This window comes from Mycobacterium sp. 1245805.9, from assembly GCF_001672915.1.
In the GTDB taxonomy this organism is placed as follows: domain Bacteria; phylum Actinomycetota; class Actinomycetes; order Mycobacteriales; family Mycobacteriaceae; genus Mycobacterium.
Genome location: NZ_LZKR01000013.1, coordinates 20,298 through 35,726 on the forward strand (window position 1 = coordinate 20,298; position 15,429 = coordinate 35,726).

The 15,429-nt window shown below is 68.3% G+C and carries 14 protein-coding genes and 1 pseudogene; 7 read left to right on the forward strand and 8 right to left on the reverse strand.

Annotated elements, in window-relative coordinates:
* The first annotated feature begins 38 nt into the window (after window positions 1-38).
* Entirely contained in the window at window positions 39-1,292 is a 1,254-nt protein-coding gene (locus tag A9X00_RS02080) for an alpha/beta hydrolase (RefSeq protein ID WP_067148514.1), read from the forward strand.
* Here A9X00_RS02080 and A9X00_RS02085 read toward each other — a convergent pair.
* Genes A9X00_RS02085 through A9X00_RS02100 form a run of 4 tightly spaced genes read right to left on the reverse strand, consistent with a single transcriptional unit; the run spans window position 1,279 to window position 6,707 of the window.
* A complete protein-coding gene (locus A9X00_RS02085; protein WP_082974639.1) occupies window positions 1,279-3,015 on the reverse strand; it encodes an ABC transporter family substrate-binding protein in 1,737 nt (578 codons plus the stop codon). The two genes, A9X00_RS02080 and A9X00_RS02085, sit on opposite strands and share 14 nt — an antisense overlap.
* A complete protein-coding gene (locus tag A9X00_RS02090; RefSeq protein WP_067148521.1) occupies window positions 3,008-4,831 on the reverse strand; it encodes an ABC transporter ATP-binding protein in 1,824 nt (607 codons plus the stop codon). The genes A9X00_RS02085 and A9X00_RS02090 overlap by 8 nt, the downstream gene beginning before the upstream one ends.
* On the reverse strand, window positions 4,828-5,694 hold the full coding sequence (locus tag A9X00_RS02095; RefSeq protein ID WP_197515029.1) for an ABC transporter permease: 867 nt from the start codon (window positions 5,692-5,694) through the stop codon (window positions 4,828-4,830). Before A9X00_RS02095 ends, A9X00_RS02090 begins: the two co-directional genes overlap by 4 nt.
* Window positions 5,695-5,729: 35 nt before the next feature.
* Complete coding sequence (locus tag A9X00_RS02100) at window positions 5,730-6,707, reverse strand: ABC transporter permease (RefSeq protein WP_067148527.1); 978 nt, start codon at window positions 6,705-6,707, stop codon at window positions 5,730-5,732.
* Window positions 6,708-6,843: 136 nt separating this feature from the next.
* Between A9X00_RS02100 and A9X00_RS02105 the strand changes: the two genes are divergently transcribed.
* On the forward strand, window positions 6,844-7,335 hold the full coding sequence (locus A9X00_RS02105) for a carbonic anhydrase (protein WP_067148530.1): 492 nt from the start codon (window positions 6,844-6,846) through the stop codon (window positions 7,333-7,335).
* Window positions 7,336-7,417: 82 nt separating this feature from the next.
* Here the strand turns inward: A9X00_RS02105 and A9X00_RS02110 are convergent, their stop codons facing one another.
* Complete coding sequence (locus A9X00_RS02110; RefSeq protein ID WP_067148533.1) at window positions 7,418-7,837, reverse strand: PaaI family thioesterase; 420 nt, start codon at window positions 7,835-7,837, stop codon at window positions 7,418-7,420.
* Window positions 7,838-7,923: 86 nt separating this feature from the next.
* On the opposite strand from A9X00_RS02110, the pseudogene cysD reads away from it, so the two are divergent.
* The 4 genes and pseudogenes from cysD (at window position 7,924) to A9X00_RS02130 (ending at window position 11,788) form a co-directional block, all read left to right on the forward strand.
* A pseudogene (cysD, locus tag A9X00_RS02115) lies at window positions 7,924-8,927 on the forward strand (sulfate adenylyltransferase subunit CysD).
* Complete coding sequence (gene cysC, locus A9X00_RS02120) at window positions 8,927-10,768, forward strand: adenylyl-sulfate kinase (protein ID WP_067148539.1); 1,842 nt, start codon at window positions 8,927-8,929, stop codon at window positions 10,766-10,768. Before cysD ends, cysC begins: the two are co-directional and overlap by 1 nt.
* A gap of 32 nt (window positions 10,769-10,800) precedes the next feature.
* Complete coding sequence (locus tag A9X00_RS02125; protein ID WP_067148542.1) at window positions 10,801-11,286, forward strand: RrF2 family transcriptional regulator; 486 nt, start codon at window positions 10,801-10,803, stop codon at window positions 11,284-11,286.
* Between the two features lie 88 nt (window positions 11,287-11,374).
* Window positions 11,375-11,788, forward strand: coding sequence for a DUF6188 family protein (locus A9X00_RS02130; RefSeq protein WP_067148789.1), 414 nt, complete (start codon window positions 11,375-11,377; stop codon window positions 11,786-11,788).
* A 21-nt stretch (window positions 11,789-11,809) separates the two neighbouring features.
* Here the strand turns inward: A9X00_RS02130 and A9X00_RS02135 are convergent, their stop codons facing one another.
* Window positions 11,810-12,199 carry a VOC family protein gene (locus A9X00_RS02135; protein ID WP_067148544.1) on the reverse strand — a complete coding sequence of 130 codons (390 nt, stop codon included), beginning with the start codon at window positions 12,197-12,199 and terminating at the stop codon, window positions 11,810-11,812.
* 96 nt (window positions 12,200-12,295) lie between these two features.
* A complete protein-coding gene (locus A9X00_RS02140; RefSeq protein WP_067148792.1) occupies window positions 12,296-12,709 on the reverse strand; it encodes a VOC family protein in 414 nt (137 codons plus the stop codon).
* 39 nt (window positions 12,710-12,748) lie between these two features.
* On the opposite strand from A9X00_RS02140, the gene A9X00_RS02145 reads away from it, so the two are divergent.
* Window positions 12,749-13,627 carry an LLM class flavin-dependent oxidoreductase gene (locus A9X00_RS02145; RefSeq protein ID WP_067148548.1) on the forward strand — a complete coding sequence of 293 codons (879 nt, stop codon included), beginning with the start codon at window positions 12,749-12,751 and terminating at the stop codon, window positions 13,625-13,627.
* On the opposite strand, the gene A9X00_RS02150 is transcribed toward A9X00_RS02145, so the two are convergent.
* Window positions 13,624-15,339 carry an NAD-binding protein gene (locus tag A9X00_RS02150; RefSeq protein WP_067148550.1) on the reverse strand — a complete coding sequence of 572 codons (1,716 nt, stop codon included), beginning with the start codon at window positions 15,337-15,339 and terminating at the stop codon, window positions 13,624-13,626. The genes A9X00_RS02145 and A9X00_RS02150 overlap by 4 nt on opposite strands.
* Window positions 15,340-15,429 lie beyond the last annotated feature (90 nt).

Here is a 15,429-nt window from a genome sequence, read left to right on the forward strand (position 1 = left end):
CATGAAGCGCTCGACGGTATCTGTCTTGGTGGAGCGCAATGACCATGAACTCGAAACGGCGTCGGCTGCAGGAAAAGCTGGCCGCATTGCCCGGCGTGCGGGCGGTGCGTCGACCGGTCACGCCGGATAGCGCCGACGAGTTCGATCTCTACTACGTGCGGGGCGGCCGCAAGTCCGCCCACCCGCTGGTGATCATCCCGGGCGGCCCGGGAGTCGCGTCGGTCCAGATGTACAGGGGGCTGCGGCGCCGGGCCGCCGCCGCGGGCCTGGACGTCATCATGATCGAGCATCGCGGCGTAGGGATGTCACGCCACGACGACGCCGGAGAGGACCTGCCGCCCGACGCCCTCACCGTCAATCAGGTCGTCGACGACGTGGCCGCCGTACTCGACGACGCCCGCGTGGACTCCGCCGTCGTCTACGGAACGTCATACGGCACCTACATCGCCGCCGGAGTGGGCGTGCGCCACCCGGGCCGGGTGCATGCGATGGTCCTCGATTCGCCGCTGCTGTCGCGGCACGACATCGTGATCGTGCGCCGCGCGATCCGCCGGCTGCTGCTCCGGGGCGACAGCCCCGAAACCGCGCCGCTCGCACCGAAAGTCCGCAAGCTCGTCGACGCCGGCGTCATGACGGCGGCGGCGACCCAGGTCGTCGCGACAATCTACGGCCATGGCGGGGCCGCCCTGCTCGACCGGCAACTCGACCTGCTGCTCGACGACCGAAGGGTGTTGTGGTGGGCGCTATCCCGATTCGCGACCCTTTCCAACCTGCCGTACCGCTATGAGGAAGACCTCGTGAGCCGCATCGCGTTCCGCGAACTCGACTACGCCGCCGAGCCCGACGGCCTGCCGCTCGACCCCGCCGTGGCTGAGCGCGAAACCCGCACCCAGACGGCAACTTTCGAGGACGAGCCATACGATCTACCGGCCGAGATGCCGAATTTCGGCTGGCCCACCGCGGTGATCTCCGGCGGCCGCGATCTCATCACCCCGCCGCAGGTCGCCCAGCGGGTGGCGTCCCTGATTCCCAACGCGCAGCTGCTCAAGCTTCCCACCATGGCCCACAGCGCGTTGGACTTTCGCGAGCCCGCGGCCCTGGCCGTCGCCGGAGCCGTGTTCCGCGACGAATTCGAGGGCCTGGCCGCACAGGCGCCGGCGCTGGACGAGCTCCCGCCGCGGCCGTCGGTCCGCCTGCTGTGGAAGGCGATCGAGCTGGCCGTCATCGCCGAGGGCGCGCTGCCGGCCCTGCGGATCCCCGCGCCGTTGCGGCGGCGGATCAGGTCCGGATGAACCCGATCGCGGTGTAGTTCAGGTCGCCCAGACCCGCCGCCCCGAAATTCGCCAGCGTGCTGCGCACCGCGACATCACCGGGGGATTGGGTCAGCGGCAGGCTGAATCCCTCGGCCCAGATGAGCTTGTCGAGGTCGTTGGCCAACGCCTGCGCCTTCGCGGGATCGAGTTCTTCGAGCGTCCGCTCGATCGCGGCGTCGATCTCCGGGCTGCCGATCTTGCCGAAGTTGCTCGCCCCGTCGGACTGGTAGATCTGCGTCAGCGACGAGAGCGGGAAAGCGTCGCCGAGCCAGCCGAACTGCGCCATGTCGAACGCCCCGACGTTGACGTAGTTGGTGAAAAAGCCGCTGCCCGACCGCGCGACAAGTTCGAGCTTGACACCGATCTGGGCGAGGCTGTGCTGCGCGATCTGCGCGAACACCTTGCTGCCCTGCGCGTCGTAGAACAGGTCGCGGATCACCAGCTGGCGACCGTCGCGCTCCCGGAACTGGCCGTTGCGCTTCCACCCCAGGGCGTCGAGCTCCCGGCTCGCCGCCGCCGGGTCGTAGGGCACGACGTCGCTGTTGTCCTGGTAGCCCTGCTGCCCGGCGACGTAGATGTGGTTGCCCAGCGCCACCGGGTTGCTGGTGAGGCCGTACTGGACGACCTTGGCGATGGTCTGCCGGTCGATGCCCTTGGCCACGGCGACCCGTAATGCCTTGTCTTCCAGTATCGCCCCGCGCGCGCCGTTGAAGGTGAAGTGCGACCAGCTCGGCGCGGGGGCGCGGCGTATCGAAATGCCCTTGGTCCGTTGGGCGATCGTCAGCTGGTCCACGGTGCCGATCCCGACCGCGTCGATCGTGTTGTTCTGCAGCGCCGGCAACCGGGCGGCGTCGTCGAGCACCAGGTAGGTGATGCTGTCCAGCCGCGGCCGCGCGCCCCACCATTTCGGGTTGCGGGTCAACACGATTCGCTGCGTGGACCGGTCCAGCGACGACACGATGAACGGTCCGGCCGTCGGGCCGGGCCCGTCGAGCTGGCCCTTGTTGAACACCTCCGGCGTGGAGGTCATGCTGGCCGGCAGCAGCATGCCGTTGCCCGCGAACATGCCGCGCCACTCGGCGTACGGCTTGGCGAACGTCATGACCGCCTGCCGGTCGTCGACCCCCCGGGTCACCGACGCGACGCGGTCGGCGCCGCTGAATCCGGCGATCTCAAAGGCCTTGTCCACGCCGCTGAGGGCGTGGATTTGGCTGGCGATGTCCTGCCAGGTGATCGGGGTACCGTCGGACCACACCGCCTTGGGGTTGATGGTGTAGGTGACCACCTGCGGGTCGGTCCCGGTGAGCTCGACGCTGGTGAAGTAGTCGGTGTCGACCGTGGTCGACCCGTCCGGCCCGATGACGAACGCCCGCGGCAGGGTCGCCTTCATCATCGAGGCGACCTCGGCCGCGTTGCCGTCGATGCTGAGAATGTTGAAGTTCGGCGGGAAGTCGCTGAGCGAGAGCCGCAGGTTGCCGCCGTCCTGCAGCGTGGCGGGGTCGCGCGGGTTGAGGTCGCTGGTGGTGCCGATCGAGGCCTTGTTGCCCGTCGTGGGCGTCAGGTCGATGGCCGGCGAGCATCCGGTGAGCACCAACCCGGCGACCACCAACACGCTCAGCACCCGTCGAGACTGCGTCCAGCGCCTGAAAAGAGCCGACCACGACGCTCTGAGCGCAGTCTCGGCGACACAAACCCTAGACATGCGGCACCGCGCCCAGCAGCCGCCGCGTGTAATCGTGCTGCGGATTGGCGAACAATTGCTCGCTGTCGCCCTGTTCGACGATCGCGCCGGCATACATAACCGCCACGTCGTGCGCCAGGTGTTTGACCACCGAAAGGTCATGGGAAACAAACAGATACGACAGGCCGAACCGCTCCTGCAGGTCGAGCAGCAGGTTGATGATCCCGGCCTGGATGGACACGTCGAGGGCGGACACCGGCTCGTCGAGTGCCAGGATCTTCGGCTGTAGCGCCAGCGCCCGCGCGATGCCGATGCGCTGCTTCTGCCCACCGGAAAACTCGGCGGGGTAGCGGGTCGCGTCCGCGCGGCGCAGGCCCACGATCTCGAGCAGCTCGGCCACCCGCGCGAACGTGGCGTTCTTGTCGAAGCCGTTGGCCCGCAACGGTTCGGCCAACAGCTCGAAGACGGGCAGCCGCGGGTCCAGCGACGCCACCGGGTCTTGGAACACCACCTGGATGTCGCGTCGCAGCTCCCGCCGGCGCGCCGGGCTCAACGAGGCGACGTCGTTGCCCAACACCTCGATCGAACCGGATTGCGGGGCAACCAGTTCCAGGATCTCGTGCAGCGTGGTCGACTTGCCCGAACCGGACTCGCCGACGATGCCCAGCGTGCGGCCCTGCCGCAGCTCGAAGCTGATGCCGTCGACGGCGCGGACCTCGCCGACGGCGCGGCGGAACACCACGCCCTTGGTCAGCCGGTAGGTCTTGGCCAGCTCGCGCACCCGGACCACGACCGATGACTCACCAGGAGTCGCCTCGGTGCGCACGGAGGTGTTCACCCCGTAGATGTCCGCGGCGCTGCGGTCGCCGACCTGATCGGTGCGGATGCAGGCGGCCCGATGGTCGACGGAGACCTCGATCAATTCCGGTTCGGCGGCGCGGCATTCGTCGATGGCCAGCGGGCAGCGCGGCGCGAACGGGCATCCCGGATCCAGTCCGGCCAGCGACGGCGGCGCGCCGGGGATGGGCACCAGGCGGGTGCCCTGCGCGGCGTCCAGCCGGGGAACCGACCCCAACAGCCCGACGGTGTACGGCATCTGGCGGGCCCGGTACAGGTCGCTCACGCCGGCCGACTCCACGACCCGGCCGGCGTACATCACCAGCGCCCGGTCGGCGAACTCGGCGACCACGCCGAGGTCGTGCGTGATGATGAGAACCCCTGCGCCGGTGACGTCGCGGGCCGTCTTGAGCACCTCCAGGATCTGCGCCTGCACGGTGACGTCCAGCGCGGTGGTGGGTTCGTCGCAGATCAACAGGTCGGGATCGTTGGCGATCGCGATCGCGATGACGACGCGCTGTCGTTCGCCGCCGGACAGCTCGTGCGGAAACGCCCGCGCGCGCCGCTCGGGCTGCGAGATGCCAACCAGCTCAAGCAGTTCGACGGCGCGCCGGCGGGCGGCCTTGCGCCCGACGCGCGGCTGGTGGACCTCGATCGCCTCGGCGATCTGATCGCCGACGGTGTACACCGGGGTCAGCGCCGACATCGGATCCTGGAACACCATGCCGACCGTCCTGCCGCGGAACCGCGACATCGCGTCGTCGCCGAGCCCCAGCAGCTCGTTGCCCTGCAACCGGACCGAACCGCGCACGCGCGCGTACTCGGGCAGCAGCCCCACCACCGCCATCGCCGAGACGGACTTGCCCGACCCCGATTCGCCGACCATGGCCACGACTTCGCCGGGTTCGATGTGATAGCTGATGCCGCGCACCGCGGTCACCGGCGGGCCATCACTCGGAAACGTGACGGCCAGGTCGGAAACCTCCAGCAGGGGGCTCACCGGCGCCCCAGCCCGCTGCCCGGGTCGAGCGCGTCGCGCAGCCCGTCGCCGGTCAGGTTGGCGCACACCAGGATCAGCACCAGCACCCCGGCCGGGAACAGGAAGACCCACGGGAAGGTGGTCGCCGACTGGGTGCCGTTGGCGATCAGCGTGCCCAGCGACACGTCGGGCGGTTGGATCCCGAAACCGAGGAAGCTCAGGCCGGTTTCGGCCAGGATGGCCGACGCGACGTTGAGCGCGGCGTCGATGATCAGGATGGACGCCACGTTGGGCACCACATGCCCGACGATGATCCGCCGGCTGGACACCCCCATATACCGTGCGGCGCGGATGAATTCGCGCTCCCGCAGGCTCATGGTCATGCCGCGGACCATGCGCGAGCTGATCATCCACCCGAAGGCGGCCAGCAGCAGCACCAGCAGCAGGACGCTGGACGACTTCTTGACCCGCGGCGTCAGTATCGCGATCAGGATGAAGCTGGGCACCACCAACAGCAGGTCGACCACCCACATCAGCACCCGGTCCCGCCATCCGCCGAAGTAGCCGGCGATCGACCCGACGGTGGCGGCGATGCCGGTGGAGATGAACGCGACGCAGACGCCGATCAGCATCGACTTCTGCATGCCCCGCAGGATCTGCGCCAACAGGTCCTGGCCCATCGCGTTGGTGCCCAGCCAGTGCCGCGCGTTCGGCGGTTGCAGCAGCGCGTTGAAATCGAGGTCGTCGTAGGAGTAGGGCAGCAGCGAGGGCAGCGCGTAGCAGCCGGCGAACAGCAGCACCAGCAGCGTCAGCGCCGCCACCGCGGTCCGGTTGCGCGCGAACCGGCGCAGCACCAACGTCCGGCGCGACGTGAACCCCGCCACTTCCGGCGACGAGACTTCTTGGGCTGCCGTGGATGTCATGACACCCGCACCCGCGGATCGAGCGCGGCGTAGAACACGTCCGACAACAGCCCGGCCAGCAACACCACCGTGCCGGAGAACAGCGTGATCGCCGCGATGATGTTGGTGTCCTGGGCCGTGATGCCCTGCACCAGCCATTCGCCCATGCCGTGCCAGCCGAAGATCTTCTCGACGAACACCGCCCCGACGACCAGGCCGGCCACCCCGTACGCAAACAGGGTGGCCAGCGGGATCAGGGCGGTGCGCAGCCCGTGCTTGAACAGCGCGCGGCGACGGGTCAGCCCCTTGGCGCGGGCGGTGCGAATGAAGTCCTGCCCGAGGACGTCGAGCATCGCGTTGCGCTGATATCGGCTGTATCCCGCCGCGCCCATCAGCGCCAGGGTCAGCGTGGGCAGGATGAGGTGGCGCAACCGGTCCACCAGCTCCGGCCAGAACCCGCCCGTCACACCGGGCGACGTCTCCCCGGTGTAGTCGAACAGTTGCACGCCGACGGCCCAGTTGACCCGCAGCGCACCCAGGATCAGCAGGTTGGCGATGACGAACGACGGGGTGCTCAGCAACAACAGCGCCAGCAGCGTGACGACGCGGTCGCTGAGCCGATACTGGCGGATCGCGCCCCACGCCCCGGCGACGATGCCCAGCACCGTCCCCACCAAGGAGCCGACGACCAGCAGCCGCAGGCTCACCCCGACTCGGCGCCACAGCGTGGCGGCGACGGGTTGCCCGGTGATGGTCGAGCCGAAGTCGCCCTGGACTACGTGCGAGGCCCAGTGCGCGTAGCGAATCGGAATCGGCTTGTCCAGGCCGAGCGCGTGGGCCTTGGCGTCGATGACGGCCTGCGGCGGGCGCGGGTTGCGCTGCAACAGGCTATCCAGCGGCGAGAAGGCCACCGAGGTCAGGCAGTAGGTCAGGAAGGATGCCAGCGCCAGCAGCACGACATAGTTGAGCAACCGGCGCGCGAGGAACCGGATCATGCCCGACCGAGCCTCCCACGCCGCATTGGGACAGGTTAACCAGCCGAGCGCGGCCTTGTGATCCGGCTGATTTTCATGGCTGAATTACGGGTGGCTCGCTGCTACCTTCAGGCCGCCACACCCAGAGGAGGCTTGCGTGACGGTTACCGACCACTACCTGGCCAACAACGCCCAATACGCCAGCACCTTCAAGGGCCCGCTGCCGCTGCCGCCGAGCAAACACGTCGCGGTCGTGGCGTGCATGGACGCCCGGCTCGACGTCTACCGCATCCTCGGCCTCAACGAGGGGGAGGCCCACGTCATCCGCAACGCGGGCGGCGTCGTCACCGACGATGTCATCCGCTCGCTGGCCATCAGCCAGCGGCTGCTGGGGACCCAGGAGATCATCCTGATCCACCACAGCGACTGCGGCATGCTCACCTTCACCGACGACGACTTCAAGCGCGGCATCCAGGACGAGATCGGCGTCAAGCCGCCCTGGGCGGCCGAGGCGTTCCCTGATCTCGCCGAGGACGTCCGGCAGTCGCTGCGCCGCATCGAGAACAGCCCGTTCGTGACCAAGCACGTGTCGCTGCGCGGCTTCGTCTTCGACGTCGCCACCGGCAAGCTCGAAGAAGTCACCCTCTAGCGCCCCAGCCCTCTTCGTCGAACGTGTTCTCAGGGCGAGAAATTGGCCATATCTTCGCCCTCAGTGCACGCTCGGCGCCGCACTAACCCACCTTGTACGTCGCCAGCGCCTTGGCGACCAGCGTGCCCGACGGGTCGACGATCTCGGCCTCGCAGTTGACCAGCGACCGGCCGCGCCGCAGCACCCGGCCCACCCCGATCAGGTCGGTGGCCCGCGCCGGCGCCATGAAATCCAGCGCCATCGACACCGTCACGCCCCGCAACGACGGGGGAGCGTCCGCACCGCACCATGCCGCCGCCATGACGGTCAGGTCAGCCAGGGTGGCGATCGCACCGCCGTGCACCATGTCGCCCACGGTGACATTGGTCGGATCCCACGGCAGCCGCAGCCTGACCTCGTCGTCGGCCAGCTGATCGGCGACGATTCCCAGCTTCGCGACGAAAGGCGATTGGGGGAGGAATTGCGAGATGACATCGCGGCCGCTCTGCGTTTCAGTTGCCATGCGTCCATGCTTTCGCACCGGCGAGCCCCCGCAAATACCCGACAGGTCATTGACACCGGCGGGGTCGGCTGGTTCTATATAGGACAATGACCATAAAGATGGTCAATTCGACCAGGATTATCAAGAAATAGATCCGCATCAAGAATGCAGCGAGGTGGCCATGACCAGCGCCGTGAACACGGCTCCCGCCGCCGGCCAGTATGAGTTGAGCCATCTGCGCTCGCTCGAGGCCGAGGCGATCCACATCATTCGGGAGGTGGCCGCGGAGTTCGAGCGCCCCGTCCTGCTCTTCTCGGGCGGCAAGGACTCCATCGTGATGCTGCACCTGGCGCTCAAGGCGTTTAAGCCCGGGCGGCTGCCGTTTCCGGTGATGCACGTCGACACCGGCCACAACTTTGACGAGGTGATCGCCGCCCGCGACGAGCTGGTCGCCGAGTCCGGGGTGCGGCTGGTGGTGGCGTCGGTGCAGGAGGACATCGACGCCGGACGGGTGGTCGAGACGATCCCGTCGCGCAACCCGATCCAGACCGTGACGCTGTTGCGCGCCATCCGCGAGAACAAGTTCGACGCCGCGTTCGGCGGGGCGCGCCGCGACGAGGAGAAGGCGCGCGCCAAGGAGCGAGTGTTCAGCTTCCGCGACGAGTTCGGGCAGTGGGACCCCAAGGCCCAGCGCCCCGAGCTGTGGAACCTCTACAACGGCAGGCACCACAAGGGCGAGCACATCCGCGTCTTCCCGCTGTCCAACTGGACCGAGTTCGACATCTGGTCCTACATCGGCGCCGAGAAGATCAAGCTGCCGTCGATCTATTTCGCGCACCGGCGCAAGGTGTTTCAGCGCGACGGCATGCTGCTGGCGGTCGACCGGCACATGCAGCCGCGCGCCGACGAGCCGGTGTTCGAGGCCACGGTGCGGTTCCGCACGGTGGGCGACGTCACATGCACCGGCTGCGTGGAATCGGAGGCTGCCACCGTCAGCGAGGTCATCGCCGAGACGGCGGTGGCGCGGTTGACCGAGCGCGGCGCGCCCCGCGCCGACGACCGGATCTCGGAGGCTGGAATGGAAGACCGCAAACGGCAGGGTTACTTCTGATGACAACGTTATTGAGGCTCGCGACCGCCGGCTCCGTCGACGACGGCAAGTCCACCCTGATCGGGCGCCTGCTGTACGACTCCAAGGCCGTGATGGAAGACCAATGGGCGTCGGTGGAGCGGGCGTCGGAGGAGCGCGGCCACGACTACACCGACCTGGCGCTGGTGACCGACGGCCTGCGGGCCGAGCGGGAGCAGGGCATCACCATCGACGTCGCCTACCGCTACTTCGCCACTCCCAAGCGGAAATTCATCATCGCCGACACGCCGGGCCACATCCAGTACACCCGCAACATGGTGACCGGCGCGTCGACGGCTCAGCTGGTGATCGTGCTCGTCGACGCCCGCCACGGCCTGCTGGAGCAGTCCCGCCGGCACGCCTTCCTGGCGTCGTTGCTCGGCATCCAGCACATCGTGCTGGCGGTCAACAAGATGGACCTGATTGATTGGGACAAAGAGAAATTCGAGGCGATCCGCGACGAGTTCCACGCCTTCGCGGCTCGGCTCGACGTGCAGGACGTGGCCACCATCCCGATCTCGGCGCTCAACGGCGACAACGTGGTGACCAAGTCGGACAACTCGCCGTGGTACGAGGGCCCGGCGCTGCTGTCGCACCTCGAGGAGGTCTACATCGCCGGTGACCGCAACCTGGTCGACGTGCGCTTCCCGGTGCAATACGTCATCCGGCCGCAGACCCACGAGCATCGCGACCACCGCAGCTACGCCGGCACCGTGGCGAGCGGGGTGATGCGCCCCGGCGACGAGGTGGTCGTGCTGCCCGTCGGCAAGACCACCCGGATCACCGCCATCGAGGGTCCCAATGGCCCTGTGGAAGAAGCGTTTCCGCCGATGGCCGTCTCGATCAGCCTGGCCGACGACATCGACATCTCCCGCGGCGACATGATCGCGCGCACCCACAACCAGCCGAGGGTCACGCAGGACTTCGACGCGACCGTGTGCTGGATGGCCGACAACTCGGCGCTGGAGCCGGGCCGCGACTACCTCATCAAACACACCACCCGAACCACCCGCGCGCGCGTTACGGCGCTGGAGTACCGGCTCGACGTCAACACCCTGCACCGCGACAAGGGCGCAAGGGCGTTGCAGCTCAACGAACTTGGCCGCATTTCGCTGCGGACCCAGGTTCCCTTGCTGCTCGACGAGTACACCCGCAACTCCAGCACCGGCTCCTTCATCCTCATCGACCCGAACACCAACGGCACGGTGGCGGCGGGCATGGTGCTGCGCGAAGTCGCCGCGCAGACCGCAAGCCCGAACACCGTGCGGCACAAGTCGCTCGTCGGCGAAGGCGCCCGGACCCGTGGCAAGACGGTGTGGTTCACCGGCCTGTCGGGCTCCGGGAAGTCGTCGGTGGCGATGCTGGTCGAGCGGACGCTGCTCGAAAGCGGCGTTCCCGCTTACGTTCTCGACGGCGACAACCTGCGCCACGGCCTGAATGCGGACCTGGGCTTCTCGATGGCCGACCGCGCCGAGAACCTGCGCCGGCTGGCGCACGTGGCGGCGCTGCTGGCCGACAGCGGTCAGGTGGTGCTGGTGCCGGCGATCAGCCCGCTGGCCGAGCATCGCGAACTGGCCCGCAGGGTCCATGCCGACGCCGGCGTCGACTTTTTCGAGGTGTTCTGCGACACGCCGCTCGACGAGTGCGAGAAGCGTGATCCCAAGGGGCTGTACGCGAAAGTCCGTGCAGGTGAGATCCAGAACTTCACCGGCATCGACAGCCCCTATCAGCAGCCCGAGAACCCGGACCTGCGGCTGACGCCGGATCGCGGCGTCGAGGAGCACGCGCAGCGGGTCATCGACCTGCTGGAGTTGCGCCCCTAAGGAACCCTTACCGGGGTGGCACAATCCTCACCATGCGGATGTCGGCCAAGGCGGAATACGCGGTGCGGGCGATGGTCCAGCTCGCCACGGTCGACGGCGGCACGCTGGTGACGACCGACGAACTGGCCCAGGCCCAGGGCATACCGCCGCAATTTCTCGTCGACATCCTCACCAACCTGCGCACCGATCGCCTGGTGCGAAGCCACCGCGGCCGCGAGGGCGGCTACGAATTGGCCCGCCCCGGAAACGAGATCAGCATCGCCGACGTGCTGCGCTGCATCGACGGCCCGCTGGCCAGCGTCCGCGACATCGGGCTCGGCGATCTGCCCTATGCCGGGCCCACCGCGCCGCTGGCCGACGTCTGGCGGGCGCTGCGTGCCAGCATGCGCTCGGTGCTGGAGGAGACGACGGTCGCCGACGTCGCGGCCGGCGCCCTGCCCAAGCACGTCGCGCAACTCGCCGACGACTATCGCGACCAGGAACACGTGCGGCACGGCTCGCCGCGCGGCGGCGATTAGCCGTCACGCGATCCAAGAAATCCCTGATCTCGGTGGGGTTAACCGCGCGGCCGCGCGGGAAACCCGATTTGAGGATGGTGTGAACAAAATGACCGAACAAAAGTTGATCGAGAACTGGATCGAGGGCTGCGCATTACAGCGGATCATGTTCCGCGATGGTCTGGTGCTGAATTTCGATGATGACAACGAGCTCGTCATCTCGGCACCGCTGCGCCTGACCCTGCCGGCCGTCGCCACCGCCCCCGCGGAGATCGTCGCGATCGACCCGAATAACCCGGCTACCCAGGAGCGTCCGCTCTTCGATTTCTCCGGGCAAAAGTGCACGGGTTTTGCCTGGTCTGACAGCGGAGACCTGCATCTCGAGTTCTCCGACGGTCACCAGATCGACGTGCCTCCGTCTGATGAGGCCACCGCGTGGGAGCTGTACGGCAAGTACCACGGGTATGCCGCCTGCTTATCGCACGGCAAGGTGCGGGTGGTGCGGCACGACGTGGACGAATAGCGACGAATAGCGACGAATAGCTCAGCCGCCCGACCCGTAGGGGCGCGTGAGGATTTCCATTGCATGCCCGGAGGGATCCAGGAAGTACACCCCGCGGCCGCCGTCCCGGGTGTTGATCTCGCCGGGCCGATTGGCCCCCGGATCCGCCCAGTGCTCCAGGCCGCGCGATTTGATCTTGCCGTAGATCTCGTCGAACTCCTCCTCCGAAACCAGAAACGCGTAGTGCTGGCGGCGGACCTCCTCGCCCTCGGCGACGTCGGAGTAGTCAAGGCTGGCGCCGTGGTCGAGCGCGACAACCATGAAGTGGCCAAACGGCTTCGGGTCCGGCAGGCCGAACAGTTCGGCCAGAAATTCCGCGGACTCACGCTTGTCGCGCGACGCGACGATGGTGTGGTTGAAACTGATGCTCATAGTTCAATCATCCGCTTCTCGCGAGCGTGCGTGTTTGCACAACGACACGCCGTGCCGGCTGTCATTTTGCGCACCCTCGCGCGAAGGCTGGACGCCCTACTTGGGCGCCGTGAGCTCCAGGGCGATGTTGTCCGGGTCGCGGAACTCCAGGATGTACGACGGCCCAATGTCTTTGACGGGCTCGTGCGGCACGCCGACATCGTCGAGATGCGTTGCCGCGGAGTCCAATTCGGCCTTGCTGCCGAGCCGGAAGGAGATGTGGTCGAGCCCGCAGCGATCCTCGTGGAAGCGGTCCGTGGCGACCGGCCGCAGGCCGAGCAGCGTGCCGCCCAGGTCGTAGATGACGCCGCCGAACAGGAAGCCGAACTGGTTGCGGGTGGCTTCGTCGGCGTTCTCGGGGACCTCGAGCAGCACGGGCCAACCGAACACGCTCTCGTAGAACTGCCGTGACCGCTCGATGTCGGTGACGGTCAGCCGCACGTGCGCGATGGAGGTGCTCGTGAAACCCATCTGCTTCATGGTGCCAGAATCCCGTCTGTGCAGATAGCAATGACCATGCCGGTGATGGAGCCGGACCTGGATGCGACGGTGCTGGCGGCCTGGGCGCGCGAGATCGACGAGGGCCCGTTCTCGTCGCTGTGCTGGGGCGAGCGCATCGCGTTCGAAAACCCGGACAACCTGACGCTCCTCGGCGCGCTGGCGGCGTGGACCACCCGGGTGCGCCTGATGACGACGGTGATCGTGCCGCAGCTGCACGACCCGGTCATGCTGGCGAAGGGCCTGGCCACCGGCGACATGTTGAGTGGCGGCCGGCTGACGGTGGGCATCGGCGTTGGCGGCAGGCACGAGGACTATCACGCCGTGGGCGCCGACCCGGCGACGCAGACGATGCGCGGCATGGCCGAACGTGTGGCGGTGATGAAGCGGGTGTGGGCCGGCGAAAAGATCACCGAGTCGGTACTGCCGGTAGGGCCGGCCCCGGTTCAGCCCGGTGGCCCGCCCCTGTTCGTCGGCACCATGGGTCCCAAGACCGTGCGCAGCGCCGCGGCCTGGGCGGACGGGTTGGCCGGCACCACGTTGGACCTCGACGTCGCCAAGCAGAACGAGCTGTTCGACGTGGCGCGGGAGGCGTGGACCCAGGCCGGCAGGTCCAAACCGCAGCTGGTCACGTCGTTCTGGTTCGCGTTCGGCGAACCGGAGCAGGCCCGCGCCCAGGTGCATCGCCACCTGCTGCGCTACATGAACTGGATTCCGGCCGAATACGTGGACGCGATGGCGCCCATGACCGGCTGGTCCGGCAGCGAGGACGAGTTGCTGGCCGTCTTGCGAAAGTTCGAGGGAATCGGCACCGACGAGGTGCAGCTCATCCCCACGAGTTCGGACCTCGACCAGCTGCGCCGTGCAGCCGACGTCGCCGCGAAGCTCTAGGCCGAGGCCCGTTCGTCGTCGGCCGAAGGCTCCTGCGGCGGCTGGCCCTTGCGCAGCGTCGCCAGCAGCTCGCGATACGGGCCGACCAAATAGACGGTGTCGCCGCCGCGCAGCCAGGCGTCGCGGCGCGGGTGCAGTTCGACGGGTGTGTCCTGGCGGGTGATCGCGATGACCCGGGTCTGGGTGGACAGCTCGAACATCTTGAGCCCGTCGAGCTCGCTGCCTGGAGCCACGTGCATGGCGCCGACCATGAAGGAGCGCTGCCCCACCCAGAACGTCCCCAGCACCTGCAGCCCCATCGCGGCGCCGATGAACCACGGCGCGGCCAGATCGACTGTCGAGCGCACGTTTTCGAAGCCGAACCGCTGCGCCACCGCGGCCCCCAGCGCGCGGTCGTAGATGCGCAGCACGATCGGCACGTCGGGCCGGACCACCTCCGGCATCACCCGCGGGCCCAGCATCTCGCGCAGCACGATCCCGGTCTCGATGTTGGTCATGTCGTCCTGGGTCAACACCGCCACCGCGCGGGCCCGGTCGACGCGGGCCGACGCCAGCGTCTGGCGCAGGGTCGCGTCCCCGAAGATCACCGGCACGTCCAGGTCGTCCGCCGCCGACAGGAAGCGGTTGTTGTCGTCCCGCTCGATGACCGCCACCTCGTAGCCGGCGCCGGCCAGGTCGGCGACGACGCGGCTGCCGAACGAGCCCAGCCCGACGACGATGACGTGATCGCGCAGGTGGCGCGCGCGCCGGCGCCCGGCCGAGTGTGCGAAACGACGCGACAACAGCAGGTCCGCCATGAACGCGACCAGCAGCGCCGTGGTCGTCACGCCCGCGAGCATCAGCATGATGCTGAACAGCCGCAGCCAGGTCGGTTGCGACAGGAAGCTGAAGTCGCCGTAACCGACGGTCGCGATCGTCTCGGTGCTGAAATACAGCGCGTCGAGCCAGGTCATCGTCGCCCGAGGCTGGTAGCTGAACCGCAACACGACCGTCGACCCGAGCAGCAGCAGTGCCACGGCGAACAGGGCCCGCGGCAACATCGGGTTGACGTCGTCACGCAGGCCGCGTGCGGCATCGAGCAGTCGACGCAGCCAGGCCCGCCGCGAGCGCCGTGCGGTCGGCTTCGGGACCTTGATGCCGCGGGCGGCCAGCTCGTCGGCCGTGCCGATCATCGCGGTCCAGTCGCCGGCGTGCACCGGCAGATCCCGGCCCGGGCACGGCTCCACGGCGCCCGGGGTGGCGCAGTTCTCGCCGTGGATGACGGCGACGGGCGCCAGGTCGCCGTAGATCTCGCGCAGCGTCGCGTCGCGCGGCGCCGCGGAGCCCGAGACGACGAACTTGATGCCCGCCGCCTCGAACGGGTGCACGGTGTGCGCCAGGCAGGCCTCGACGACGGACGGCGCCGCGAGGTCCGCGACGTCCAGAATCGCTCCGGGGCGCTTGTCGGCCGCCATCGCCGTCCGCAGCACGTCGTTCGCCAGCCGCGCCACCACCCGGATATCCGGGTTGGCTTTCCTTGCCAGCAGGGCGATTTCGAGATTGATCGCGTCGTCGTCGCCGGCGCAGATCACGGCGCGGGCGCGGGCGATCCCGGCGGTGGCAAGCTCGGTCGGGCTGGTGAGCTTGACGATGTGCACGCCGGCGTTGTTGAGCTCCTCGACGATCGTCGTCGCCAGCGCGTCCTCGCCGCTGACGATGATGTGGCTACGCATGCCGGAGCGGCGGATCTCCCTATCTTCAGGGGCCATCGCTGCATTATTGCCGTCGCGGTGGCATCGCACGAGTCCACTGCCATACTCGGG